The 24,304-nt window shown below is 68.7% G+C and carries 24 protein-coding genes; 9 read left to right on the forward strand and 15 right to left on the reverse strand.

What is annotated here, in order from left to right; translation table 11 throughout:
- The first annotated feature begins 63 nt into the window (after positions 1-63).
- Positions 64-1,407: a helix-turn-helix domain-containing protein gene (locus HOV91_RS05735; RefSeq protein ID WP_174184391.1), complete on the forward strand. Its 1,344-nt coding sequence runs from the start codon at positions 64-66 to the stop codon at positions 1,405-1,407.
- Here the strand turns inward: HOV91_RS05735 and HOV91_RS05740 are convergent.
- The 11 genes from HOV91_RS05740 to HOV91_RS05790 form a co-directional block, all read right to left on the reverse strand.
- Entirely contained in the window at positions 1,380-1,937 is a 558-nt protein-coding gene (locus HOV91_RS05740; RefSeq protein ID WP_174184392.1) for a GNAT family N-acetyltransferase, read from the reverse strand. The genes HOV91_RS05735 and HOV91_RS05740 overlap by 28 nt on opposite strands.
- An 88-nt stretch (positions 1,938-2,025) precedes the next feature.
- Positions 2,026-2,943, reverse strand: coding sequence for a GTPase Era (gene era / locus HOV91_RS05745; RefSeq protein WP_174184393.1), 918 nt, complete (start codon positions 2,941-2,943; stop codon positions 2,026-2,028).
- Complete coding sequence (locus HOV91_RS05750) at positions 2,936-3,322, reverse strand: cytidine deaminase-like protein (protein WP_174184394.1); 387 nt, start codon at positions 3,320-3,322, stop codon at positions 2,936-2,938. The genes era and HOV91_RS05750 overlap by 8 nt, the downstream gene beginning before the upstream one ends.
- The gene (locus tag HOV91_RS05755; RefSeq protein ID WP_174184395.1) at positions 3,319-4,683 is read right to left on the reverse strand and encodes a hemolysin family protein; all 1,365 of its coding nucleotides are present in this window, start codon (positions 4,681-4,683) and stop codon (positions 3,319-3,321) included. Before HOV91_RS05755 ends, HOV91_RS05750 begins: the two co-directional genes overlap by 4 nt.
- Positions 4,680-5,234: an rRNA maturation RNase YbeY gene (gene ybeY / locus HOV91_RS05760; protein WP_174184396.1), complete on the reverse strand. Its 555-nt coding sequence runs from the start codon at positions 5,232-5,234 to the stop codon at positions 4,680-4,682. The genes HOV91_RS05755 and ybeY overlap by 4 nt, the downstream gene beginning before the upstream one ends.
- A 62-nt stretch (positions 5,235-5,296) precedes the next feature.
- Complete coding sequence (locus tag HOV91_RS05765) at positions 5,297-6,358, reverse strand: PhoH family protein (protein WP_174184474.1); 1,062 nt, start codon at positions 6,356-6,358, stop codon at positions 5,297-5,299.
- 165 nt (positions 6,359-6,523) lie between these two features.
- Positions 6,524-7,264, reverse strand: coding sequence for a 16S rRNA (uracil(1498)-N(3))-methyltransferase (locus HOV91_RS05770; RefSeq protein WP_174184397.1), 741 nt, complete (start codon positions 7,262-7,264; stop codon positions 6,524-6,526).
- Positions 7,265-8,416, reverse strand: a complete 1,152-nt coding sequence (dnaJ, locus tag HOV91_RS05775; RefSeq protein WP_174184398.1) for a molecular chaperone DnaJ — start codon at positions 8,414-8,416, stop codon at positions 7,265-7,267. It lies immediately after the preceding gene.
- 150 nt (positions 8,417-8,566) lie between these two features.
- Positions 8,567-9,598, reverse strand: a complete 1,032-nt coding sequence (hrcA, locus tag HOV91_RS05780) for a heat-inducible transcriptional repressor HrcA (RefSeq protein WP_174184399.1) — start codon at positions 9,596-9,598, stop codon at positions 8,567-8,569.
- Between the two features lie 157 nt (positions 9,599-9,755).
- Positions 9,756-10,577, reverse strand: a complete 822-nt coding sequence (locus tag HOV91_RS05785; RefSeq protein WP_174184400.1) for an alpha/beta fold hydrolase — start codon at positions 10,575-10,577, stop codon at positions 9,756-9,758.
- Positions 10,578-10,607: 30 nt separating this feature from the next.
- Positions 10,608-10,775, reverse strand: a complete 168-nt coding sequence (locus tag HOV91_RS05790) for a hypothetical protein (RefSeq protein ID WP_174184401.1) — start codon at positions 10,773-10,775, stop codon at positions 10,608-10,610.
- A gap of 210 nt (positions 10,776-10,985) precedes the next feature.
- Here HOV91_RS05790 and HOV91_RS05795 point away from each other — a divergent pair, with 210 nt between their 5' ends.
- Entirely contained in the window at positions 10,986-11,282 is a 297-nt protein-coding gene (locus HOV91_RS05795) for a hypothetical protein (protein WP_174184402.1), read from the forward strand.
- Between the two features lie 81 nt (positions 11,283-11,363).
- Here HOV91_RS05795 and HOV91_RS05800 read toward each other — a convergent pair whose 3' ends face one another.
- The 3 genes from HOV91_RS05800 to HOV91_RS05810 all read right to left on the reverse strand — a co-directional run bounded on the left by HOV91_RS05800 (position 11,364) and on the right by HOV91_RS05810 (position 13,580).
- Positions 11,364-11,579, reverse strand: coding sequence for a hypothetical protein (locus HOV91_RS05800; protein ID WP_174184403.1), 216 nt, complete (start codon positions 11,577-11,579; stop codon positions 11,364-11,366).
- A 215-nt stretch (positions 11,580-11,794) separates the two neighbouring features.
- Entirely contained in the window at positions 11,795-13,003 is a 1,209-nt protein-coding gene (hemW, locus tag HOV91_RS05805; protein WP_174184404.1) for a radical SAM family heme chaperone HemW, read from the reverse strand.
- Positions 13,004-13,172: 169 nt separating this feature from the next.
- A complete protein-coding gene (locus HOV91_RS05810) occupies positions 13,173-13,580 on the reverse strand; it encodes an SgcJ/EcaC family oxidoreductase (RefSeq protein WP_174184405.1) in 408 nt (135 codons plus the stop codon).
- A 430-nt stretch (positions 13,581-14,010) separates the two neighbouring features.
- Between HOV91_RS05810 and HOV91_RS05815 the strand changes: the two genes are divergently transcribed.
- From HOV91_RS05815 to HOV91_RS40465, 7 genes are all read left to right on the forward strand, one after another.
- Positions 14,011-15,825, forward strand: coding sequence for a nitrite/sulfite reductase (locus HOV91_RS05815; RefSeq protein ID WP_246349868.1), 1,815 nt, complete (start codon positions 14,011-14,013; stop codon positions 15,823-15,825).
- Positions 15,822-16,562: a phosphoadenylyl-sulfate reductase gene (locus HOV91_RS05820; RefSeq protein ID WP_174184406.1), complete on the forward strand. Its 741-nt coding sequence runs from the start codon at positions 15,822-15,824 to the stop codon at positions 16,560-16,562. The genes HOV91_RS05815 and HOV91_RS05820 overlap by 4 nt, the downstream gene beginning before the upstream one ends.
- Before the next feature lie 73 nt (positions 16,563-16,635).
- Positions 16,636-17,562: a sulfate adenylyltransferase subunit CysD gene (gene cysD, locus HOV91_RS05825; protein ID WP_174184407.1), complete on the forward strand. Its 927-nt coding sequence runs from the start codon at positions 16,636-16,638 to the stop codon at positions 17,560-17,562.
- Between the two features lies 1 nt (position 17,563).
- Entirely contained in the window at positions 17,564-18,859 is a 1,296-nt protein-coding gene (locus HOV91_RS05830) for a sulfate adenylyltransferase subunit 1 (RefSeq protein ID WP_174184408.1), read from the forward strand.
- A gap of 1 nt (position 18,860) precedes the next feature.
- On the forward strand, positions 18,861-19,697 hold the full coding sequence (locus tag HOV91_RS05835; RefSeq protein ID WP_174184409.1) for a sirohydrochlorin chelatase: 837 nt from the start codon (positions 18,861-18,863) through the stop codon (positions 19,695-19,697).
- Between the two features lie 384 nt (positions 19,698-20,081).
- Complete coding sequence (locus tag HOV91_RS05840; protein ID WP_174184410.1) at positions 20,082-22,106, forward strand: hypothetical protein; 2,025 nt, start codon at positions 20,082-20,084, stop codon at positions 22,104-22,106.
- Positions 22,103-23,575, forward strand: a complete 1,473-nt coding sequence (locus HOV91_RS40465; protein ID WP_174184411.1) for an ABC transporter substrate-binding protein — start codon at positions 22,103-22,105, stop codon at positions 23,573-23,575. Before HOV91_RS05840 ends, HOV91_RS40465 begins: the two co-directional genes overlap by 4 nt.
- Before the next feature lie 75 nt (positions 23,576-23,650).
- Here the strand turns inward: HOV91_RS40465 and HOV91_RS05850 are convergent, their stop codons facing one another.
- Positions 23,651-24,271: a TetR/AcrR family transcriptional regulator gene (locus HOV91_RS05850; RefSeq protein WP_174184412.1), complete on the reverse strand. Its 621-nt coding sequence runs from the start codon at positions 24,269-24,271 to the stop codon at positions 23,651-23,653.
- Positions 24,272-24,304 lie beyond the last annotated feature (33 nt).

The raw sequence follows: 24,304 nt of genomic DNA on the forward strand, positions 1-24,304 counted from the left end.
AGCAGGCATTTTGGTCCTACTCTTCCGGTATTCGACACGTCGAGGTGAGGGGTGGGGCCAGCGATGATCGACAAGTGGACCGGCGCTGACGTTCTGGCGCTTCGTACGGCTATGCGGCTCACACAGGAGGAGTTCGCAGCGGTCTGCGGACGTGCGGTGCGCACGATCGGAAAATGGGAACAGCAGGGCAGTCGAGCCGCACTGAGCCCGCGTGCCTCGGATGCCATGGACACGGTGCTGGAAGGTCTCAGTCCCGAGCAGGGGTACAGGTTCTACAACGAGAGTGCATCGGTCACGCACACGATCGCGACCTTCTCCCCATCGACCCGCCTACACTCGTCTCTGAATGCCGAACTGAGGACGTGGGTCGAGATGAACCGACGTGAATTGCTTCGCCTGTTCGGTGGGGTTTCTGGCGGATTGCCTGCCGTCGCCGCAATGCTGGCGGGCCTGGATCCGGACGAACAGCAACGAGTCGGTGAAGTCCTCGTCCAACCTGGCAGAGTTGATAGCGCCACCATCGGCCACATCGAGTCCGCGATGAATATCGCATTGTCACAGGAGGACCTTTACGGCCCGTACGCCGTACTTCCAATGGTTTCCGCCCAGCTGGCCATCGCGTCCGCTCTACTGCGGGAAGCGCCGGACCAGTTGCGGCCCCGCCTGCTGACCGTCCACAGCCAGCTCGCGGAGATGGTTGGGTGGATGCGTTTCGATATGCGCGACTTCGATTCCGCGAAGTCGAGTTACGAGCAGGCCCGCGAATCCGCCCACGCGGCAGGCAATGACGCGCTGGTGACTCTAGTCCTTTGCAACATGAGCTACCTCGCCATTTGGCGTGGCTCTCCGCGCACGGGGATCGATCACGCGGTGGCTGCTCAGAACTGGGCACGATCGGTGGACGATGGCCTGCTTCGCTCGTATGCCGATGTCATTGCGGCATTTGCCTACGCCGGTACCGGCGGCCATCAGGCATGTATCGCAGCGCTCGATGCCGCCGACACCGTTCTCGACGATGCTGCCACAGTGGAGAACTCCATCGCCTACTTCCATGGGCCAGGGCTGTCGCTGTCGTTCCGAAGCGACTGCATGTACCGGCTCGGACGCGCCGCCGAGGCACAGCAGGCAGCCGAATCGTCGCTCGCTCTCATCGGCGACGACTTCACCCGCAATCGTGCAGTAGCCTACGTCGATCTGGCGCACGCCCACATTGCGGCACGGGAGATCGATGAAGCCGCTCAGGTCGTCGGCAAGGCAGCCGGTCTAGCAGTGTCGTGCCGTTCCGACCGGCTCATCGGAATAATTTTCGATGCGCGAGCAGACCTCGGCCCGTGGTCGGATGCGCTGTGCGTGCGCGAACTCGACCAGTTGCTAGCAGACTACGAACTCCTTAACTCCCGGATGTAGATGTCGAACTCCGGTGATACGAACGCCGGTGTGTCTTGCCGCCCTACGAAGCGCCATCCACCGACCGCACGGTAGAACGCATGTGTGTCTTCCGCCTGCGGCTGGACTGCCAGCGTCGCCCGCTGCTCGGGTCTGCTACCGAGCAGGATGTCCAACAGTCGGCGGCCGATACCGTGTCGCCGCTCCGACTCCTGAACGGCGAGATCGATCACTGCGAAGGTCCTACCCGGCCATTCGCGCGTGACGTCCGGGGATACCGGTTGCTGGAACCCGTCCCACCAACCGGTGCTGGTGCTCAGAGTGGTTCCATACACGAATCCCACCAGGCGCTCGCGAGATTCCGCGAGGGTGATACCGAAGCCCGGCTTGGTGATCATGTCGCTGAGCATCTCTCGATGCCGCTGCGACTCGGTCTCCGGCCAAACGAACGGGGGTGCGGAAAATGCTGCGTCATACAGCTCGCAGATCGCATCGAAGTGGTGCCGTGCGTCGTCGGCGGTTCCGAGCCGGACCTCTGTCGCGTCGTTCATGGACCCGACCATAGGTTCGACCTGACGAGCATGGGCCGAGAACTCTGACCCGGACGTCGATCCCGATGGCCGCCAACGACCGAATCGGTCAGAAACCCAACTTGCCCAACTGCTTGGGATCCCGCTGCCAATCTTTCGCCACCTTCACGTGCAGGTTCAAATAGATGCGGGTGCCGAGGATGTGCTCGATCTGTTTGCGGGCGTTGGTGCCGACTTCCTTCAGGCGCGAGCCGCCCTTGCCGATGACGATGGCCTTCTGGCTGGGGCGCTCGACGTAGAGCAGGGCGTGGACGTCGAGCATGTCCTCGCGCTCCTCGTACGGCAGGACCTCTTCTATGACGACGGCCAGCGAGTGCGGCAGTTCGTCGCGGACGCCTTCGAGCGCGGCCTCGCGGATGAGCTCGGCCATCAGCGTTTCCTCGGGCTCGTCGGTGAGCTCGCCGTCGGGGTAGAACGCCGGGCCCTCCGGCATCTTCGAGGCGATGACGTCGACCAGAACCTCTACCTGCTCGCCCTTGACCGCCGACACCGGCACCACGTCGGCGTCCGGGCCGAGCAGCTGGGAGACGGCGAGCAGTTGCTCGGCGACCTGGTCGCGGCTCACCTTGTCGATCTTGGTGACCACGCCGAGCAGCGTCGTCTTCGGCGCCATCTGCCTGATCTGCTGCACGATCCAACGGTCGCCCGGACCGATCTTCTCGTCGGCCGGGATACACAGCGCGATCACGTCGACTTCCGAATACGTATCGCGCACAAGGTCATTGAGGCGCTGCCCGAGCAGGGTGCGCGGGCGATGCAAACCGGGGGTGTCGACCAGGATCAACTGGGCGTGCTCGCGGTGCACGATGCCGCGAATGGTGTGCCTGGTGGTCTGCGGGCGCGACGAGGTGATCGCGATCTTCGCGCCGACCAGCGCGTTGGTCAACGTCGACTTGCCGGTGTTCGGCCGTCCGACGAAACAGACGAAGCCGGAACGGAATTCGTCTTTCTCCCGCGCGTCAGCCACCGCGCACCTCGCCCGCGTCGGCGCTCACCGCGTCCACCGCGTCCGCGGAGTCGTCGACGATCTCGAACACCGCGCCGTCGCGGTCGGTGAAGATGATCCGCGCCTCGGCCGAGACCTCCCGCACCGCGGCCACCCCGAAGTCGGACAATCGCCCGCCGACCACCACGGCCGCCTCGAATCCCTCCGCGCCGCTGGACAACGCGGCGGCCACCGCGGCTTGCAGCGCCGTCAGCCGCAGCGCGGTCAGCGTGACCTCGCCCGCGGCGTAGGTGCGGCCGTCGGTGTCACGGATCGCCGCTCCGCTCGCCCCGCCGGTGCGGCCCAGCGCGCCGCGGGCCAGCACGACCAGTTTGTTGTCCTCGGCGTCCAGTTCGGTCATTCGGTGTCTCCGTCCTCGTCGCGATCGGCCGGCGTCTCCCGTTCCGATCCGTTGGCCTTGCGCTTGCCATTGGGATTGTCGCCGTTGGTCTTTCCGGCGGGGACCTTCTCGCGCGCTTTGCGCACCACCACGGTGTTCACCCGCATCCGGCCCCGCGCGTCCGCTCCCCCTTCACCGCGCAGCACCAGCCCGTGAACCTCGATCTTCGACCCGGGCAGCGGCACCCGGCCCAGCTCGTGGGCGAGCAGGCCGCCCACGGTGTCCACGTCCTCCAGCTCGATCTCCAGCCCGTACAGCTCGCCGAGGTCTTCCACCGGCAGCCGGGCCGAGACGCGATAGCGGCCGTCGCCGAGATCCTCGATCGGCGGGGTCTCGTCGGTGTCGTACTCGTCGGCGATCTCACCGACGATCTCCTCGAGCACGTCCTCGATGGTCACCAGGCCCGCGATACCGCCGTACTCGTCCACCAGCAGCGCCATGTGGTTGCGCCGCAGCTGCATCTCGTCCAGCAGGCTGTCCAGCGGTTTGGAGTCGGGCATGAACACCGCGGGCCGCATCACGTCGCGCACCCGCACCTTGCGGCTGCGATCGGCATACGGCACAAGGTCTTTGAGGTAGACCACGCCCAGGATATCGTCCACGTTCTCGCCGATCACCGGGATCCTGGAATGCCCGGAACGCACCGCGAGCGACATCGCCTGCGCGGCGGTCTTGTCCGCCTCGATCCAGACCATCTCGGTGCGCGGCACCATCACCGCGCGCGCCGGTGTGTCACCGAGTTCGAAGACCGACTGGATCATGCGCCGTTCGTCGTCGGCCACCACGCCGCGCTCACCGGCCATCTCGACCACCTCGCGCAGCTCGATCTCGGAGGCGAAGGGTCCGTTGCGGAAACCCTTACCCGGGGTGATCGCGTTGCCGAGCAGAATCAGCAGCCTGCTCAGCGGACCGAGCAGCGCGCCGATGAGTTGCAGCGGCAGCGCCGCGGCCAGCGCGATCGAGTACGCGTGCTGACGGCCCAGCGTGCGCGGGCCGACGCCGACCACCACATAGGACACCAGCGCCATCACCAGCGCGGTGACCAGCAGCGCCCAGTTCCGCTCCCAGACCGTCATCAGACCGGCGGCCAGCAGCACCGTCGCGCCGATCTCGCACAGGATGCGCAACAGCACCATGAGGTTCACGTAGCGGGCCCGGTCGGCGACGATCCGGCTCAGCCGCACCGCACCGGGCCGGTCGGCGCGCACCAAGTCCTCCACGCGGGCGGGCGAAATGGTGTTCAGCGCGGAATCCACACCGGCGAACACCCCGCCCAGCGAGACGAGCAGGACCGCGAGCAGAACCAGGGTCAGGGAATTCACGCGGAACCCAGGGAGTCACCCGGTGTGGTGAAGCCCGCCTTGCCCAGCAGCCGTGCGTCACGCTCGGCGAGTTCGGCGCGCCGCCGCGCCTCGCGCAGGCTCTCGTACCACTCCTCGAGCAGCCGGGCCTGCAACGCGAACATCTCCTTCTCCTCCTCCGGCTCGGCGTGGTCGTAGCCGAGCAGGTGGAGCACGCCGTGCACGGTGAGCAGGGCGAGTTCGTGGTCCAGCGGGTGCCCCGCCTTGCGCGCCTGTCCGGCGGCGAACTCCGGGCACAACACGATGTCGCCGAGCATGGACGGGCCCGGTTCCGGGCTGTCGGGGCGTCCGCCCGGCTCGAGCTCGTCCATCGGGAAGGACATGACGTCGGTCGGACCGGGTAGGTCCATCCAGCGCATGTGCAGGTCGGCCATGGTGTCGAGATCGACGAGCACCATCGACAGCTCCGCGGCCGGGTGCACGTCCATCCGGGCGATCACGAACCGCGCGACGCTGACCAGCTCTTCTTCGGGCACGTCGATACCCGACTCGTTGGCGATCTCGATGCTCACCCGAACAGACTACGATCCCGGCGATCGCGTCGCCGGAGCGGAGCCCCGCCCGGCGAAACGAGTTACCGCCGGTCCGCCCGGCTCGCCGCGCGGCGCTGCGCCCGGTTGCCGCCGTAATGCGGGGCGACCGGCGACCGCGTCTCGGATTCGAAGCGGTCGTAAGCGTCGACGATGTCCGAGACCAAACGGTGGCGGACCACGTCGCTACTGGTCAGCTCCGCGAAGTGGATGTCCTCGATCTCGGTGAGGATCTCGCTTGCGGCGCGGAGACCCGACCGCGCGCCGGTCGGCAGGTCGACCTGGGTGACGTCACCGGTCACCACGATCTTCGATCCGAACCCGAGCCGGGTGAGGAACATCTTCATCTGCTCGGCGGTGGTGTTCTGCGCCTCGTCGAGAATGATGAACGAGTCGTTCAGCGTTCGGCCGCGCATGTATGCCAGCGGCGCCACCTCGATGACACCGGCCGCCATCAGCTTGGGAATGGCCTCCGGGTCCATCATGTCGTGCAGCGCGTCGTAGAGCGGGCGCAGGTACGGGTCGATCTTCTCGTTCAGCGTGCCCGGCAGGAAGCCCAGCCGCTCCCCCGCCTCGACCGCCGGACGGGTGAGAATGATCCGGTTGACCGACTTGGACTGCAGCGCCTGGACCGCCTTGGCCATGGCCAGATAGGTCTTGCCGGTACCGGCCGGGCCGATGCCGAACACGATGGTGTTGGCGTCGATCGCGTCGACGTAGCGCTTCTGGTTCAGCGTCTTGGGCCGGATGGTCTTGCCCCGCCGGGACAGGATGTCCAGGCTGAGCACCTCGGCGGGAGACTCGCTGGAGCCCTCGGTGAGCATCGAAACGGTGTGCCGCACCGCCTCCGGGGTCACCACGCGGTTGCGGCCGGTGAGCGCGACCAACTGCTCGATGACCCGCTCGGCGAGCGCGACGTCGGCCGCCTTGCCGGTGAGGGTGACGGAATTGCCGCGGACGTGGATGTCCGCATCGAGCAGCGATTCCAGTTCACGAAGGTTCTGGTCGGCCGAACCCAGGAAGGGGAACACGGATTCGGGAGCGAGTTCGATACTCGAGCGCACGGTGCGCGCTGCGGGACCCGAACCGTTGTCGCCGGCGCCGATGCCCGCCGCTGTGCTGGCCGGGTCGCCGATCTCACCTTGTGTTCTCAAAAGTGGCTACAGCCTGCTTTCCGGTCTCGACTGCTGTGTTGAGACGAGTTTAACGCGCCCCACCGACACGGCCCAGTGGATAAGACGCCGATCGGAGCGGCGACCACCGCGAAACTCTCACCAGCGGGTAGTCAGGGCGCCCAGAGCGCCCAGCGCGACCGCCGCCGCGGTGGAGGTGCGCAGCACAGTCGGGCCGAGCAGCGTCACGTCCGCGCCCGCCTCCGCCAAGGCGGTGAGTTCCGTGTCGTCCAGCCCGCCTTCCGGACCGACCACGAGGACGATCGCGGTGGCGTTCGCGAAGGGCAGGTCGATGAAGCGGGCGGTGCCGGACTCGTGCAGCGCCGCGACCACCGCGCCGTCGGCCTTCGCCGCGCGGACCAGCTCCAGTAGATCCTTGGTGCGGTGCAGGTCGGCGACCTCGGGGATGTAGGCCCGGCGGGACTGCCTGGCGGCCGCGCGGGCCGCGGCCCGCCATTTGTCGACCCCTTTGGCCGCTTTGCCCTCCCAGTTCGCGACGCAGCGCGCCGCCTGCCACGGGATGACGGTGTCCGCACCCGCCTCGGTCATCAGCTCGACCGCGAGTTCCGAGCGGTCCGATTTCGGCAACGCCTGCACGACGGTGACCGGCGGCGCCTGCGGGGCCGCCAGCACCCGGTTGCGCACCGTGAGTTCGAGCCGGTCGCGGTGCGCGACGACGACTTCCGATTCGGCGAGCACACCGCGCCCGTCGGAGAGCGTGATCGGCTCGCCGACCCGGATACGGCGCACCGTGGCGGCGTGCCTGCCCTCCGGGCCGTCGAGCACCGCGACCGCACCCGGTGCGGGCACCTCGTCGAGGTAGAAGACCGTCGCGGCCACCTAGCGCCCGCTGAACGAGGCGCGCAACCGCGCGAACAGACCGCTGTTGTGCTCGGACTGCGCCGACATCACCTCGGCGCGCTCGCGCTCCCGCATTCCCTTGTACTTGCGCAGCAACTCGGTCTGCTTGCTGTCCAGCTTGGCCGGGATCACGATGTCCAGGTGCGCGAGCAAGTCGCCGCGCGCGCCGGAACGCAGCCGCGGCATGCCGTGCCCGCGCAGCACCGAGATCTCGCCGGGCTGGGTGCCCGGGGGGATGGTCAGCTCGGTCGGGCCGTCGAGGATGGTGTCGATCACCACGGTGGTGCCCAGCGCCGCGTCGACCATCGGCACCCGGATGGTGCAGTGCAGGTCGTCACCGTCGCGGACGAACACGTCGTGCGGCTGCTCCACGATCTCGACGTACAGGTCACCGGCGTGGCCGCCACCCGGGCCGACCTCGCCCTGCGCGGCCAGCCGCACCCGCATGCCGTTCGCGACACCGGCCGGAATCGGCGCGGCGATCTCGCGGCGCGCCCGCACCCGGCCGTCGCCGCCGCACTTGTGGCACGGGTCCGGGATGGTCTCGCCCGCGCCGCGGCAGGTCGGACAGGGGCGCGAGGTCAGCACCTGGCCGAGGAAGGACCGCTGCACCGACTGGACCTCGCCCGCGCCGCTGCAGGTCTCGCAGCGCACCGGCTTGGAATTGCCGTTGGTGCCGGAGCCCTGGCAGATGTCGCACAGGATCGCGGTGTCCACGGTCAGGTGCTTGGTGACGCCCACCGCGCACTCGGCCAGGCTCAGCCGGGTGCGGATCAGCGAATCGGCGCCCGGCTGGACCCGCCCGCGCGGCTTGCGCGCGCCGGCCGTGCCGCTCATACCGCCGAAGAACGCCTCGAAGACGTCGCCGAGCCCGCCGAAGCCCGCCCCGTTGAAGCCGGCTCCGCCGCCGCCCGATTCCAGCGGGTCGCCGCCCATGTCGACGATGCGCCGCTTCTCCGGATCCGACAGCACCTCGTAGGCGGCCGACACTTCCTTGAACTTGGCCTGCGCCGCCTCGTCGGGGTTGACGTCGGGGTGGAGCTCACGCGCCAGCTTGCGGTAGGCCCGCTTGATCTCCTGATCGGTCGCGTTCTTCGCGACGCCGAGCAGTCCGTAGTAGTCCCGTGCCACTTTGAGTCTCTAGTCCTTGGTCGTTCTCGACGGTGCCGCCGGTGCCGCGCCGCGTACGAAGCGCGCCGACAACAGCATTAGTCTCGTGCACTCAACTTTATCCGCCCGAAGGGTCGAGCGTAGCAGTGGCATGGCCGACCGGGTTTCCGGTCAGCGCTCGGCGAGGACCTCGCCGATGTAGCGGGCGACGGCCGCCACCGAGGCGATCGTGCCCGGGTAATCCATCCTGGTCGGGCCGAGCACCCCCATACCGCCGAGCACCGCACCCGCCGCGCCGTAGCCGGTCGACACCACCGAGGTGCCGCGCATCTGCTCGACCTGCGTCTCCTCGCCGATGCGCACCGTCACCGTGCCCGGCTGCTGCGCCGCGGCGAGCAACTTGAGCACGATCACCTGCTCCTCCAGCGCCTCCAGGACCGCGCGCAGCGAACCGGGGAAACCGAAGTCCGCGGCGTTGCGCGTCAGGTTGGCGGTGCCGCCGAGCACCAACCGCTCCTCCGGGTGCTCCACCAGTGTCTCCACCAGCACCGTGGACACCCGCACCAGCACGTCGCGCAGCCGCACCGGCGCGCGCTCGGGCAGTTCCGCGACCGCCGCCGAGGCCGAGGCCAACCGCTTGCCGTCCATCGCGCCGCCGAGCATGCCGCGCAGCGCGGCCAGGTCCTCGTCATCGATCACCGCGCCGAGGTCCACCAGACGCTGGTCGACCCGGCCGGTATCGGTGATCACCACCAGCAGCAGACGCGCGGGATTGAGGGCGACCACCTCGATGTGCCGCACCGTGGACGCCGACACCGTCGGGTACTGCACCACCGCGACCTGCCTGGTCAGCTGGGCCAGCAAGCGGACGCCGCGGCGCAGGACGTCGTCGAGGTCGACACCCGATTCCAGGAACTCCATGATCGCCCTGCGCTCCGCGGGCGACAGCGGCTTCACTTCGGCGATCCGGTCCACGAACTGCCGATAGCCTTTGTCGGTCGGGATGCGGCCGGAACTGGTGTGCGGTTGGGTGATGTATCCCTCGGCCTCGAGCACCGCCATGTCGTTGCGCACCGTCGCGCTGGAAACACCCAGGTTGTGCCGCTCGACCAGGGTCTTCGACCCGATGGGTTCCTTGGTCGCGACATAGTCCGCGACGATCGCGCGCAGGACCTCGAAGCGCCGATCCTCGGTGCTCGACATCGGCCGCACCTCCTCGCTCTGGTCTCCGGTCGCGCCGTACCCGGCGCCCCGCGCCCACCACGCGACGCAGGCGAATCCCGGTTCGTCTGTTTATGCAGTCTAATTGTCGAAAGCCGAACCGCTTGCCCGCAACGCCTCCCGGTGACGACGGGCAGCCTCAGTCCTGCACGAAGTCCAGCAGATCGGCGTCGAACGCCTTCTCGAAGTCGCCGCACAGGCCGTGCGGAGCGCCGGGATACACCTTCAGCTGTGCCCGCGGTAGCAACTCCGCCGTCTTGGCGGCCGCCGCGGCGAACGGCACGATCTGGTCGTCGTCACCGTGTGCCACCAGCACCGGGATGTCGATGCCCGGCAGTTCGGCGGTGAAATCGGTCTCGGAGAACGCCTCGACGCAATCCAGCGCGCCTTTGAGCCCCACCTGCATGCCCATCAGCCAGAAGTGGTCACGCAGCCCCTGGGAGACGTTCGATCCCGGGCGGTTGGCGCCGAAGAACGGGACCGCCAGGTCCTTCCAGAACTGCGACCGATCGGCGGCCACGCCCGCCCGGATGTCGTCGAACGCCGCGATCGGCGTCCCTTCCGGATTGGCGTCGGTCCGCAGCATCAACGGCGGCACCGCGCCCAGCAGCACGGCCTTGGCGACCCGCGAAGTGCCGTGCCTGGACAGGTACCTGGTCACCTCCCCGCCGCCGGTCGAGTGCCCGACCAGGATCGCGTCGGTGACGTCCAGCTCGTTCAGCACCGCCGCCAGATCGTCGGCGTAGTGGTCCATGTCGTGCCCGTCCCACACGTCGCCGGAGCGGCCGTGCGCGCGCCGGTCGTGCGCGATGGCGCGGTAGCCGTTGCTCGCGACCAGGTTCATCTGGTTGTGCCAGGCGTCCCCGTTCAGCGGCCAGCCGTGGCTGAACACCACGGGACGCCCCGAACCCCAGTCCTTGTAGTAGATCTCGACGCCATCGGTGGTGGTGATCGTCGGCATGATGGTTCCCTTCGATCCGGATGGAATGGACTACGGCAAGCCGGGCGCCGCGGGAGCGTGCTCGCCGAGGAATCGCAATGCGGTGTCGGCGACCGCGCGCCGGCCGTGATCGGCGGGCATGGAGTGGCCGCGATCGGCGAAGACCACGCGTTCGGTCACCGCCTCGCCGCGGTGCTGAATCCGGTGGTCCGAGCGCACGGTGGCTTCCGCAACAGCGTATGACGAGCAACCGCCGGAGGAACGATTATCAGTACACGAGCCTGGGCTCGAGCGCACGGCCCGACGCACCGAATCGCACGTCATGGACCTGAACGACCTGCACGACTTCAGCTGGCACGGTGACGGCGCGTCGACCTGCCTGCCCGTGCCGCTCGATCAACTCGGCCTGCCCGCCGAGCTGATCAGGCCGTGACCAGGGCGCAGGACAGCCCGAACGACCGGCTGGTGGCCGGCCACATCGCCCAGCTGACCGCCGACGCCGACGCGCTCAGCGCCGACCCGGCGGCCGCGCTGTCCGGCTGCGCCAGCATCGAATTGATCCGGGGGCTGCTTTCGGCGGGCAGCGACGACGCCAACGGCTCCGCCGTCCCGACCGACTTCCTGCTGTCCCAGCTCCGCGCCTACGTCCGGCGCAACCTGGCCGACCGTGACCTCGGCGCACAACAGATCGCCAAGGCGCACAACATGTCGGTCCGCCAGCTGTAGTAAGTCTGATTTCGCGCCGCCTACGGACTCTCGCCGCGGGAATGGCGCAGGATCACCCGCACGGCGGGTGAGCCGTAGCGGTCAGCCGCGCTCGCTGGTTCTCGCGTGCTTGCCCGCGAGGGCGTCGAGCCCGAGCATCGCCAGCAGCGACTCGCAGTCGGTGGCGTTCTGCGCGTAGCTGGCCACGGTGCGTGCGGCGACGGCGCACTGGCGCGCATTCTCCGCTTTCTCCGCCGCTCGCGCTTCCGCGAATTCGCCCGGTTCATGGATAAGGGTGATGTGCCGTGCCGACGCCATGAGTCTCCTTGGGGGTTGGTCGCAGACTACGCGGCCGCTCGGCGGCGCGTAACGGAAACGGTCGCGTAGGTCGCGGAATCGCCGCACCCGCCCGGCCGCGATCGGCTCCTCCGGCCGGACGCACGATCGCCTTCGGCGCCGGTTGGGCGGGTGCGGTCTCGGGCAGCTCGCGCCCGAATCGCCAGGTCCGGCCGCGTCGTTGTCGCATGCCGGGGTCAGCCGAGCAGTTCGCGGACGACGCCGTCGGCGAGCAGACGGCCGCAGTCGGTGAGGACGAGCCGATCGTCCTCCGAACGCACGGCGAGGCCGTCGGTGACCACGCGATCGACCGCGGGGGTCGCGGAAGGCGCCAGATCGGCCAGCGGCAGGCCGCTGCGCAACCGGACCGCGAGCATGACCCGCTCCAGGTAGCGCTCGTCCGCGCCGAGCGCCTCCCAACCCGCGGCGGGCAACCCGCCCGCGCCGACTCGATCCGCGTACCGCGCGGGGTGCTTCACGTTCCACCACCGCACCCCGCCGACGTGACTGTGCGCGCCCGGTCCGGCGCCGAGCCAGTCGCCGCCGTCCCAGTAGCCGAGGTTGTGCCTGCAGACCGCGGCCTCGTCCGCCGCCCAGTTCGACACCTCGTACCAGCCGAGCCCCGCCGCACGCAGGCGCGCATCGATGCGCTCGTAGCGGGCGGCCAGCACGTCGTCGTCGGGGGCGGGCAGTTCGCCGCGGCGCACCCGCCGGGCCAGCGCGGTGCCGTCCTCCACGATCAGCGAGTAGGCCGAGACGTGGTCGACGCCCGCGCCGAGCACCGCGTCCAGGCTGGCGTCCAGGTCGGCATCCCGCTCACCCGGCGTCCCGTAGATCAGGTCCAGGTTGACGTGGTCGAATCCGGCGGCGCGCGCCTCCCGCGCGGCGGCCACCGCGCGGCCCGGAGTGTGCGTGCGGTCGAGCACCCGCAGTACGTGCTGAGCGGCGGACTGCATGCCAAGCGACACCCTGGTGAACCCGGCCGCCCGGATGCGCTCGAAGAATTCCGGCGAGGTGGATTCCGGATTGGATTCCGTGGTCACCTCGGCCCCGGCGGCGAGGGTGAACTCGGCGCGCACGGCGTCCAGCACCGCGGCCAGCCCGTCGCCGCCCAGTAGCGAGGGCGTCCCTCCGCCGACGAAAACGGTGGCCACCTCCGGCGTGGTGCTCGGCAACGCGGCGAACTTCCGCGCTGCGGTGGCCAACTCGCCCCGCAGCGCGTCCAGCCACGACTGCGGCGACGCCGACGTGCCGAGTTCTCCCGCGGTGTAGGTGTTGAAGTCGCAGTAGCCGCAGCGCGTAGCGCAGAACGGCACGTGCACGTAGATCCCGAACGGCCCGCCGCCGAAATCGTTCAGCACCGGCGCGGAGGTGTCGGTGCAGGCAGGCGCGGCGGGAGAACTCACCTGTCCAGTGTGACCGCCGCCGGTTGCGCGCCGACGCCCGGGACTGCGCGGCCGCCATCGGCCAACCCTCGAATCGCCGTTTGCGCTCGAGTCGAGCGGCGAACCCGCCGCCGTGGTCGTCGGTTCCGGACTCGACGACCTCTCGGCGGCGGCGCGGGCCAACGGAGCTTCAGTCGGCCACGACGGGGGTGTTCTGGTTGGCGGTGAGCAACCAGCGCCCCTCCTCCTTCGACATCACGTACATCGGGGTGCCCTCGCTGTCCAAGACACCCTCCGGAGTGAAATAGCGCTGGCGCACCTTGACCGCGACCACGTCGGGCCGGATGAACAGAACGTGCTCGACCTCGTAGGTCGCGGTGCCGTGCGCGCTCGACCCCGGCAGCACCTGGGCGGTGAACTCGGCGATGGCGGCCCGTCCGAAGAGGCGTTTGCCGTGCCCGGTGGTCCAGATCGCGTCCTCGCGGAACAGCGCCGCGAATTCGTCGACGAGTTCGTTCTGCTGGACGTGCTGGACTCGGGCGACGACCGCGTGAACGGCCTCGATCTCGGCGGCGGCGCCGGCGACTGTGTTACTCATGGCGCCGAGCGTGCTACCTCGACCGCGCTCGAGGTCAAGCCGAGTGCGGAGCGTCACTGCCGCCATGGCTGCCGCATCACCCGCCTGGTTCGGCGTCCGCACTATGACTGCCGTCACAAACCTGGACCGGAGTCCAGGGGATTTCCCGCCAAATCGCGGGAAATACTGGATGCGGGCTCGGAAGGCCCTCGCTGACATGGCACAATGGGCCGCATGCGCGCTTTCGGAGTACGACTTGTGGCACGTCGCCACGTCGACTACAAGCGCGTCTGCAGCGCCTGCTGTCTGTCCGGTTCCCTCCGGTAGTTCAGCGCGCCCCGATCCCGGATCCCCGGCGATCCCGACTTCATCGGCCCGCTGACACCGCAGGCGTGAGTCAGCCCCTCGCGCCCTCAGCAGGATGTACCACCCACCCAGCAGGAGCGACCCCATGACGTCGAGCACCGACGCCGGTCCGACCGATCAGCCCACGCCCGAATCCCAGCCGGGACCCCGCGCGCGTCCGGAACGCCCGGCTTCCGAGCGCCGCGTCCGCCCGGACCGCCCGCGTCCCGAGGCGGCGGCCACGGGACCGCGCGTGCGCACCGGCAAGCCCGTGCGCCGCAAGGCCGAGGGCCAGTGGGCGCTGGGCTACCGCGAGCCGCTGAACCCGAACGAGCAGTCCAAGAAGGACGACAACCCGCTCAACGTCCGCGCCCGGATCGAGAACATCTACGCCAAGACCGGGTTCGACGGCATCGACAAGGGCGATCTGCGCGGACGGTTCCGCTGGTGGGGTCTGTACACCCAGCGCGAGCAGGGCTACGACGGCACCTGGACCGGCGACGAGAACATCGACTTGCTCGAGGCGAAGTACTTCATGATGCGCGTCCGTTGCGACGGCGGCGCGCTGAACGTGGCCCAGCTGCGCACGCTCGGCCAGATCTCCACCGAGTTCGCCCGCGACACCGCCGATCTGTCCGATCGCGAGAACGTGCAGTACCACTGGATCGAGGTGGAGAACGTTCCCGAGATCTGGAAGCGGATCGAGGCGGTCGGCCTGAAGACCACCGAGGCGTGCGGCGACTGCCCGCGCGTGGTGCTCGGATCGCCGCTGGCCGGCGAGTCGCTGAACGAGGTCATCGACCCCACCCCCGCGATCGACGAGATCGTGCGCCGCTACATCGGCAAGAAGGAGTACTCCAACCTGCCGCGCAAGTTCAAGACCGCGATCTCCGGCCAGCAGGACGTGGTGCACGAGATCAACGACGTGGCCTTCGTGGGTGTCGTGCACCCCGAGCACGGCCCCGGTCTGGACCTGTGGGTCGGCGGCGGCCTGTCCACCAACCCCATGCTCGCCAAGCGGGTGGGCGTGTGGGTGCCGCTGGATGAGGTGCCCGACGTCTGGGAGGCCGTCGTCTCGGTGTTCCGCGACTACGGCTACCGCCGCCTGCGCACCAAGGCGCGCCTGAAGTTCCTGATCAAGGACTGGGGCATCGAGAAGTTCCGCCAGGTGCTGGAAGACGAGTACCTGAAGCGCAAGCTGATCGACGGCCCCGCGCCGGAGCAGCCGACCAAGCCGATCGACCACGTGGGCGTGCAGCGGTTGCGCAACGGGCTCAACGCCGTCGGCTTCTCCCCCATCGCGGGCCGGGTGTCGGGCACCGTCCTGACCCAGGTCGCCGACGCGGTCGAGCGGATCGGCTCCGATCGCATCCGGTTCACCCCGTATCAGAAACTGATCGTGCTCGATGTTCCCGACGACAAGGTCGACGCGCTGATCGACGAGCTGGAACCCCTCGGCTTGCAGGCGCGGCCCTCGCTGTGGCGGCGCAACCTGATGGCCTGCACCGGCATCGAATTCTGCAAGCTCTCCTTCGCCGAGACGCGCAAGCGGTCCCAGGCGCTGGTGCCGGAGCTGGAAGAGCGGCTGGCGGATCTGAACGCGCAGCTGGACGTTCCGATCACCATCAACATCAACGGTTGCCCGAACTCCTGCGCCCGCTCGCAGATCGCCGACATCGGCTTCAAGGGCCAGCTGGTCGACGACGGCGCCGGGAATCAGGTGGAAGGCTTCCAGGTTCACCTGGGCGGCAGCCTCGGTTTCGACAGCGCTTTCGGACGCAAACTGCGCCAGCACAAAGTGACCACCCAGGAGCTCGGCGACTACATCGACCGGGTGGTGCGCAATTTCGTCAAGCAGCGCACCGACGGCGAACGGTTCGCCCAGTGGGCAGTCCGCGCCGACGAGGCCGACCTGAGATGAATGTCGACGGGAGATCAACTGTGACAACCGAACTCGTGGAAAAGCTGTCCGAGGACGAGCTGCGCGCCATCGCCGCGCGCGGCGCCGCCGAACTGGAGGGCGCCTCGGCGACCGAACTCCTGCGGTGGACCGAGGACACCTTCGGCACGAACTACATCGTGGCCTCCAACATGCAGGACGGGGTGCTGGTGCACCTGGCCGCGGGCATCCGCGCCGGCGTGGACGTGCTGTTCCTGGACACCGGCTACCACTTCGCCGAGACCATCGGCACCCGGGACGCGGTGGAGGCCGTGTACGGGGTGAACGTGATCAACGTGCGGCCGGAGAACACGGTGGCCGAACAGGATCAGCTGCTGGGCAAGGATCTGTTCGCCCGCGAGCCGAACGAGTGCTGCCGGTTGCGCAAGGTCGTCCCGTTGCAGAAGTCGCTCGCCGGGTACAACGCCTGGGTGACCGGCATCCGGCGGGTGGAGGCGCCGACCAGGGCGAACGCGCCGCTGATCTCGTTCGACGAGGCTTTCGGGCTGGTGAAGATCAATCCGATCGCGCCGTGGTCCGACGACGAGATGCAGGACTACATCGAAAAGCACGGCATCCTCGTCAATCCGCTGGTGGAAGAGGGCTATCCGTCGATCGGCTGCGCGCCGTGCACCAGGAAGCCGGCGCCGGGTTCGGATCCGCGAAGCGGTCGCTGGGCCGGCCTCGCCAAGACCGAATGCGGTTTGCACACCGCATGACCGAGTCAGGGCCCGAAGGAGGCAGCCTGCGTAACCACGTAGGGCCTCTCGGGCATGCGAAAAAGGACACAGCATGACCGAAACCATCCAACGTTCGTTCGGTATCACCGATTTCGACACCCTCGCCGCGTTGGAGTCCGAGGCGATCCACATCTTCCGCGAGGTGGCGGGCGAGTTCGAGCGGCCGGTGATCCTGTTCTCCGGCGGCAAGGACTCCACCGTGCTGCTGCATCTGGCGCTCAAGGCGTTCTGGCCCGCGCCGCTGCCGTTCGCGCTGCTGCACGTGGACACCGGGCACAACCTGCCCGAGGTGCTGGCGTTCCGGGACAAGGTCGTCGAGCGCTACGGCCTGCGTCTGCACGTGGCGAAGGTGGAGGACTACCTCGCCGACGGCAGGCTCACCGAGCGCCCGGACGGAATCCGCAACCCGCTGCAAACCGTCCCGCTGCTGGACGCGATCAGCGAGCACCGGTTCGACGCCGTCTTCGGCGGCGGCCGCCGTGACGAGGAGCGTTCGCGCGCCAAAGAGCGGATCTTCTCGCTGCGCAACGCCTTCGGCCAGTGGGACCCGAAGCGGCAGCGTCCCGAGCTGTGGAACCTCTACAACGGGCGCCACGCGCCCGGTGAGCACGTGCGCGTGTTCCCGCTGAGCAACTGGACCGAGCTGGACATCTGGCGCTACATCGCCCGCGAGGACATCGATCTGGCGAGCATCTACTACGCGCACGAGCGTCCGGTGTACCTGCGCGACGGCATGTGGATGACGCCCGGCGTATGGGGCGGCCCGCGCGACGGCGAGGTGCTCGAGACCCGGTCGGTGCGCTACCGCACCGTGGGCGACGGATCCTCCACCGGCGCGATTCTCTCCGACGCCGCCGACAACGCGGCGATCCTCGCCGAGGTCGCCGCGTCCCGACTGACCGAGCGCGGTGCGACCCGCGGAGACGACCGGGTATCCGAAGCCGCGATGGAAGACCGTAAACGAGAGGGTTATTTCTGACATGTCCGACCTATTGAGGCTGGCCACCGCCGGTTCTGTCGACGACGGCAAGTCCACCCTGGTCGGACGCCTGCTCTACGACACGAAATCCGTTCTGGCCGACCAGATCGACGCTGTCACCCGCGCGTCGGTGGACAAAGGTCTCGCCACCCCGGATCTCTCGCTGCTCGTGGACGGGTTGCGCGCGGAACGCGAACAGGGCATCACCATCGATGTCGCCTATCGCTACTTCGCCACTCCGCGCCGCTCTTTCGTGCTCGCGGACACCCCCGGGCACGTGCAGTACACCCGTAACACCGTGTCCGGCGCGTCCACCGCGCAGCTGGTGATCCTGCTGGTCGACGCGCGCAAGGGCGTCATCGAGCAGACCCGCAGGCATGCCGCCGTCCTCGCGCTGCTCGGCGTGCCGAAACTGGTCCTCGCGGTGAACAAGATCGACCTGGTGGACGACGCGGCCGGTGTGTTCGCCGCCATCTCCGCGGAGTTCAGCGAACTCACCGGCACCCTCGGCTGGTCGAGCGAGGACGTGCTGGAGATCCCGGTCTCGGCGCTGCACGGCGACAACATCGCCACCCGGTCGGACAAGACCCCCTATTACGACGGCCCCTCGCTGATCGAGCACCTGGAATCGGTGCCGGTAGACGCCGACAGCACCGGCGATCATGCCCTGGGCCTGCGGTTCCCGGTGCAGTACGTGATCCGGCCGCGCACCCCGGAACATCCGGACTACCGGGGCTACGCCGGGCAGATCGCGGCGGGTGCGGTGGCTCCCGGCGACGAGGTCGTGGTGCTGCCCTCGGGCGTCCGCACGACCGTCGAGCGGATCGACACCCCCGACGGCGAGCTCGCGGTGGCGCAGACCGGGCGCAGCGTCACCTTGATCCTGGCCGACGACGTCGACGTCTCCCGCGGCGACATCATCGCCTCGGCCGCCGACGCGCCGGAGCCGGTCGACGCGTTCGACGCCACCGTGTGCTGGCTGGGCGACAAGCCGTTGCGGCCCGGCGCGCGGTTGCTGCTCAAGCACGGCACCCGGACCACCCAGGCGATCGTCGGCGCGCTGCTGGAGCGCTTCGACGAGCAGCGCCTTGCGGCCGATCCGAATCCGGAGTCGCTGGAGCTCAACGACATCGGCCGTATTTCGGTGCGGGTCGCCGAGCCGATCGCGGCCGACGACTACCGGGTGAACCGGCACACCGGCAGTTTCCTGCTGATCGACCCGGCCGGTGGCAACACGCTGGCGGCCGGCCTGGTCGGCGACGTGCTGACCGCCGTCGAGGTCGGCACCGGAGCCTGACATGGCCGTGTCGCGAGCCTTTTTCGGCGCCTCGCCGAGTTCGCGTGCGAGCGCGCCGGCGGGTCGCTCGGGCTCCACGATCTCCGGAGCCGCCCAGCGCGAGAGCGCGGCGCTGATCGCGGTAGCCCACGGCAGTCGTGATCCGCGGTCGGCGGCGACCGTCGCGGAGGTGGTCGGCGCCGTCTCGGCCGCGCGGCCCGACCTCGAAGTCCGGACAGCGTTCCTCGATCTCACCGCTCCTTCGGTCGAACAGGTCGTGGATGCCGTCGCCGCCGACGGCCATACGCACGCGGTGGTGACTCCGCTGCTGCTGGGCAGCGCCTTCCACGCCAGGGTGGACCTGCCCGGCCTGCTCGCCGCGGCCCGCGCCCGCCGGCCCGGCCTGCGCCTGACCCAGGCAGATGTGCTCGGCGCGGACGCCGCGCTGATCGGTGCGCTGCGCGACCGTGTGTTCGCCGCTGCGGGCGGGCGTACTTCGGCGGACCGACGCGTCGGCGTCGCGGTGGCGGCGGTCGGCTCGTCGTCGGCCGCGGCCAATGCCAGGACCGCCGATGTGGCCACCCGGCTCGCCGCCCGCACCGGCTGGCGCACCGAGATCTGCTTCGCGACCACCGAGCCCTCGGTGACCGAGGCGATCTCGCGGCTGCAAGCCCGCGGCGCGGATCATGTGCTGGTGGCCCCGTGGTTCCTCGCACCCGGTCTGCTCACCGATCGCCTGGCCCACGCGGCGCCACAGGCGATCCACGCCGATGTACTCGGCGCGCATCCAGCGCTCACCGAGGTCATCCTCGATCGGTATCACGCGGCTGTCGAGGAGACGCGCGCGCTCTCGGCCTGACCGTCACAGGGACGAGAACGCGCAGGCCGCCGCTGATCCGCCACGCCGGCAGTGTCGCGTCCGTCGACCACAACGTAATGGACGGTCTGCGTAACTTTCACCGTATCGCGGACCGCTTCTCCGTTGAATGACGATGTGCCAGTGCATTTATCGCCATTCTTCCGATTTCCGGCGATCCGGCCGCCGCAGCGCGCGATGTGGGCGGCGGCGAATTATAGTAGTCGATACACGAGAGGTATTGCCCCAGGTGGGAATAGGGCATCCGTCGTGTGGGGGCGACGGCAAGCGCCGAATCCGCGAGAAGGTCTCATCACGCGCGTGATCCGGTGTCCACGGCGAAACCCTCCAGTCAGCGGTAGCCGGAGCAGCGCAGAATAGAGGGCCATGCCCAGGGACGAGTGGGGTCTGAGCGGGTTGCACGCGGTCACCGGGTGGCTGCTCGAGCATCTGCTGGAGCGGCCGCAGGGGCGCAATCGCAAGCTACCGGTCATTGTCGCGCTCGGCCCGCGTGACACCGGTAAGACAGAGCTGTTGCGCGCGATGAAGGCTCGATGCGAGCTGGTTCCGCATGGCTACCTCGATTTCGAAAGCGGGGAGCGGGAGCCGCGAGAGGCGCTCGGGAAGTTGGCCTTCGAGCTCAGCAAACGCTGGGGCCAATTCGGCAGGCTGGCTTTCCCGCAGCTGTCGGTGTGCCTGCTCGTGGTGGGCAGCACACTGCACACGCACGCCGACGATCGCCGGGAAGCGCTGCGCCAACTGCGCCGTGTCCTGCTGGATTCCCGGCCGATCGAGCGCAATCGCGCGAGCGTCGTCGACCTGGTGGCGTTGACCGGAACCGCGGGAGGGCTGCCCCCTTGGACGGCCGCGGCCGTCGACGTGCTGCTGCGAGGCCTGGGCCGGTTGGACCGTAGGCGGTTGCTGCGCGGCGTGCCGCGTGCGCCGGGCTCGCAGGCCGGGCCCGAGGATGCGCTCATCGACCTGGCGATGTGGGCACACGGCAACGGCACGGATGCCGATGGCGACGCCGACCTCCGTGCCGAGGCCGACGCGCTGTTCTGCGAGGCGTTCCTCAATGACCTCCGGCGGGCCTACACCGGGTCAGCGGCATCGCGGCGAACGCTGAATTGCCTTGTGCTGCTCGACAATGTCCATACTCCGGCCGGACGAAAGTTCCTGCTCGCGCTACAGCAGGCGCGGCGCAGGGCCGGCACGACGTTCGATCCGATGGTGGTGATCGCGGCCAGCCGGACCTGGATCCCGTACTGGAGCGACAGTTGGCACCGGCCCGGTGGATATCGGTTCGACCGTGACGAGGAGCGTCCGCCCGAGCATCGGACCGGGACGCTGAGTTTCCCCGCGCCACGCAGGCCGTCGGACATCGAGAGCGATTGGCCGCGGGATCCCGCGGCGGAGTGTCCGTGGAGTCCGTGGTACCTGCTGGATCTGAGCAGGCTCACGGCGAAGGACATCGCGCAATTGGCGGCGGATCGCCACCTCTACGACACCCCGCGAATCGGCGATTTCGTGCGCCACTTGACGGCGGGACATCCAGGTGGCAGCGCCGAGGTTCTCGCCGTGCTGGCCCGGGCCGACTATCGGGCGCGGCTGGCGGCGGCCCGCCGGGTGCTCGACCAGCCGCGCTCGCGGCGACCCGACGCCGAGACCGGCGATTCCCGGCGGACCGTGCACGAGGACATGCTCGAGCGATTTCTGCGGGACTTCGCGGTGTTGCCGGACCGGCGCGATCTGGTCACCGCCAGCGCCGCCCGCAACGTCGACATGCTGTATCGGCCCGAGGTGCTCGACTCCGAGGTGCCCAACGGGGAGGGGCTGCTGGAGGCGCTGCGCGACCACTTGTGGATCCGGGAACGGGACGGCGCGCCGACGGAGCTGGAGATCCATCCTTGGTTGCGCCGCATCCTGCTGCGTGAACTGGCCGCTCGTGACGAAAGCGATCCCCGGGACTGGACGCGGACACATGCGCTCTGCCGGGAGGTCTACCGCCGCGGCGGGCAGGAGGTCGCCGTGTGTTATCACGAACTGGCGCTGGGGAACCTCACCGCCGTCGTCGACTACCTGGGTCGGCCGTTCGCTCGCGACGACGACGAGATCGATGTGCCGAGCGCGCGAATCTGGTTGACCGAGCTGGATCTGATCACGTCGGCGCCGAATCGCTTGGACGCCGATCGGGCGCCGATCGATCAGGTTCGCGACCTCGTGCGCGGCAGCGGATTCGGCAGGGACGACGCGTTGGCCTGGCTGGTCGCCGGCCTGTGGGTGCGCAGCGATCCGCTCGGTGATCCGGAGCAGACGTTGAACGAAACCATCGCCGGCCAGTTCCGGGAGTTGGCCCGGGGCCGTGGCCCCGGATCTGTCCTATTGCACGAACGCGCGGGGAGGTACCGGTGAGTGGTCCGATCGAGGTGCCCCAGGCACGACGGCGGCGGTGGGTGTTGGTCGCCGGGATGGTCTTCGCGGTGGCCGTCGTCCTCGTCGCCGCGCTGGTCGTAGTGCCCGCCGTGGTGGAGTGGACCAAACGCTGCGGTGACGGTGTCTCGCGAGTCGGTCCGCACGACGAATGCGTCGGACTGACCGACGGCAGCGTGGTATTCGCGCCGGAGCTGGCCGATATCGAAGAGCGGATCCGCAGAGAGAACAGCGATGTCATCGAACGAAACACCGACTATGTGAGTGTCGTGGTGCTGCTGCCGATAACGGTCCGCGAGGACGATGTGGTCTCCGCGGCGTGGGTTCGCCACCACTTGGAGGGCGCGCACTTGGCCCAGCTCGCGGCCAACAAGGAGAGGCGCACGGGAAACACACCGTTGATCCGACTGCTGCTGGCGAACGCGGGTAGCGGGCTGGCTCAGTGGCGTGCGGCGCTCGATGAGCTCGAGCAGCGTCGTGTCGAGGAACGCATCGTGGCCGTGACCGGTATCGGTCTAAGTGTCGACAATGCGGTGCACGCGATGCAACGGCTGGCACAGTTGCCGATGCCGATGATCGGATCCACGGTGACCGCGCATCCACTGGCAGGCGTCAGCGGCTTTCTGCGCGTCGCGCCGACCAATGCCGCGCTGGCGCAAGCGGCCGCGAACTATGCCGTCGGCTCGGGCGCGAAAAGCGCCGTCCTGGTGCGGGACCGAAATCCGCACGATCACTATTCGGTGACGCTCGGTGACGAATTCGCGAAGTACTTCGGAGACAGATTCACTGTTCACACGGAGCCGTACAATTCGCTGAATCCCGGCGTGGACAACACCTTTCTCCACATGATGCCCAACATCTGCCATGCCGCACCCGACGTGATCTTCTTCGCCGGACGGGCGCGGCATGCGACGACGTTCATCCAGGCATTGGCTGCGCGGAATTGCCAGGACAAGCCGATCAAAGTGCTCACCGGTGACGATATGGCCTTCTCCCCGATTCCCGACCAGGCGGTGGGCACGGCGTTGTCCACCGGTGTTTCGGTGTTCTATACCGAGCTGGCGCACCCGCAGGCGTGGAACGGGGCTCCCCCGAATGTGTTCGACCGGTATTCGATCGAGCAATTCGGCGACAAGTGCGAAGGGGAGGTCTGTTACCGCCGGTTGTCGCCTGACCTGCTGGACGACGCCGTCGCGATCATCGCCTACGACTCGGTGCTGACGGCGGTACAGGCCATTCGTCGCGCCGCGGGAAATGAGGGACACAAGGTGACAGCAGGGGAGGTCTTGCAGACACTGCCCCGGCTGCGCGACCAGACTGCGGTGCTCGGAGCCAGCGGCATCATGTCGTTCGACGAGTCCGGGAACCCGGTCAACAAGCCGGTCGCCATGCTGAGACTGCTTCCCGATCAGCCACCGCAATTCGAGGGGCTGGCCTGGCCCGGCAAATGAGCCGGACGGTACCGGAGCCTCGTCGCACGGCCCTGTGGTGACCGCACGGACCACGAATCTCCGGGCTGTCGCGGCTCAGCCGAGCAGGTCGTCGACTATGGCGCGGGCGGTGGCGACGCCCCACTCGTCCCCCATCTGACGGGCGGTGTGCGCGGCGGCGATCACCGCGTCGAGTTCGAACGCGACCGCGTCGGCGGCGCGGCCGCCTAGATGCCCCTGCTCCTGGGCGCGGCGGATCTGCTCGACCAGGAAGGTCAGCCAGTCGCGGCGGTCCTCGGCGATGGCGTCGCGCACCGGTCCCGGCTTGCTGTCGAACTCGGCGAGGGTCGCGACGCGGAAGCATCCGCCGGGAAATGCCGGGCAAATCACCTGATCGAACCAGCGCTCGACCAGGGCGCGCAGGCGCGGTAGCCCGGCGGGCTCGCTCAGGCTCGGCGTGATGACCGCGTCGATGAACACCTGCCGCGCGGATTTCACCGCCGCGAGCTGCAAGCTCTCCTTGCTGCCGAAGAGTGTCGCGATGCCGCTCTTGCTGAGGCCGAGATCGGTGGCCAGCCGGCCGATACTGAGACCGCCGAGCCCTTCGACGGACGCGACCTCGGCGGCGCGGCGGGCGATCGACGCCCGCGCTCTGGCGCCTTTGGCCAAGCGCTGATCGGTTTCCCGCGGCCGGTTCGGGCGGACGGTCTCGGTCATGACGTCATTCTCCCACTCCGCTGTTGCACATAC

The organism is Nocardia barduliensis (assembly GCF_013315795.1).
Taxonomy (GTDB): domain Bacteria; phylum Actinomycetota; class Actinomycetes; order Mycobacteriales; family Mycobacteriaceae; genus Nocardia; species Nocardia barduliensis.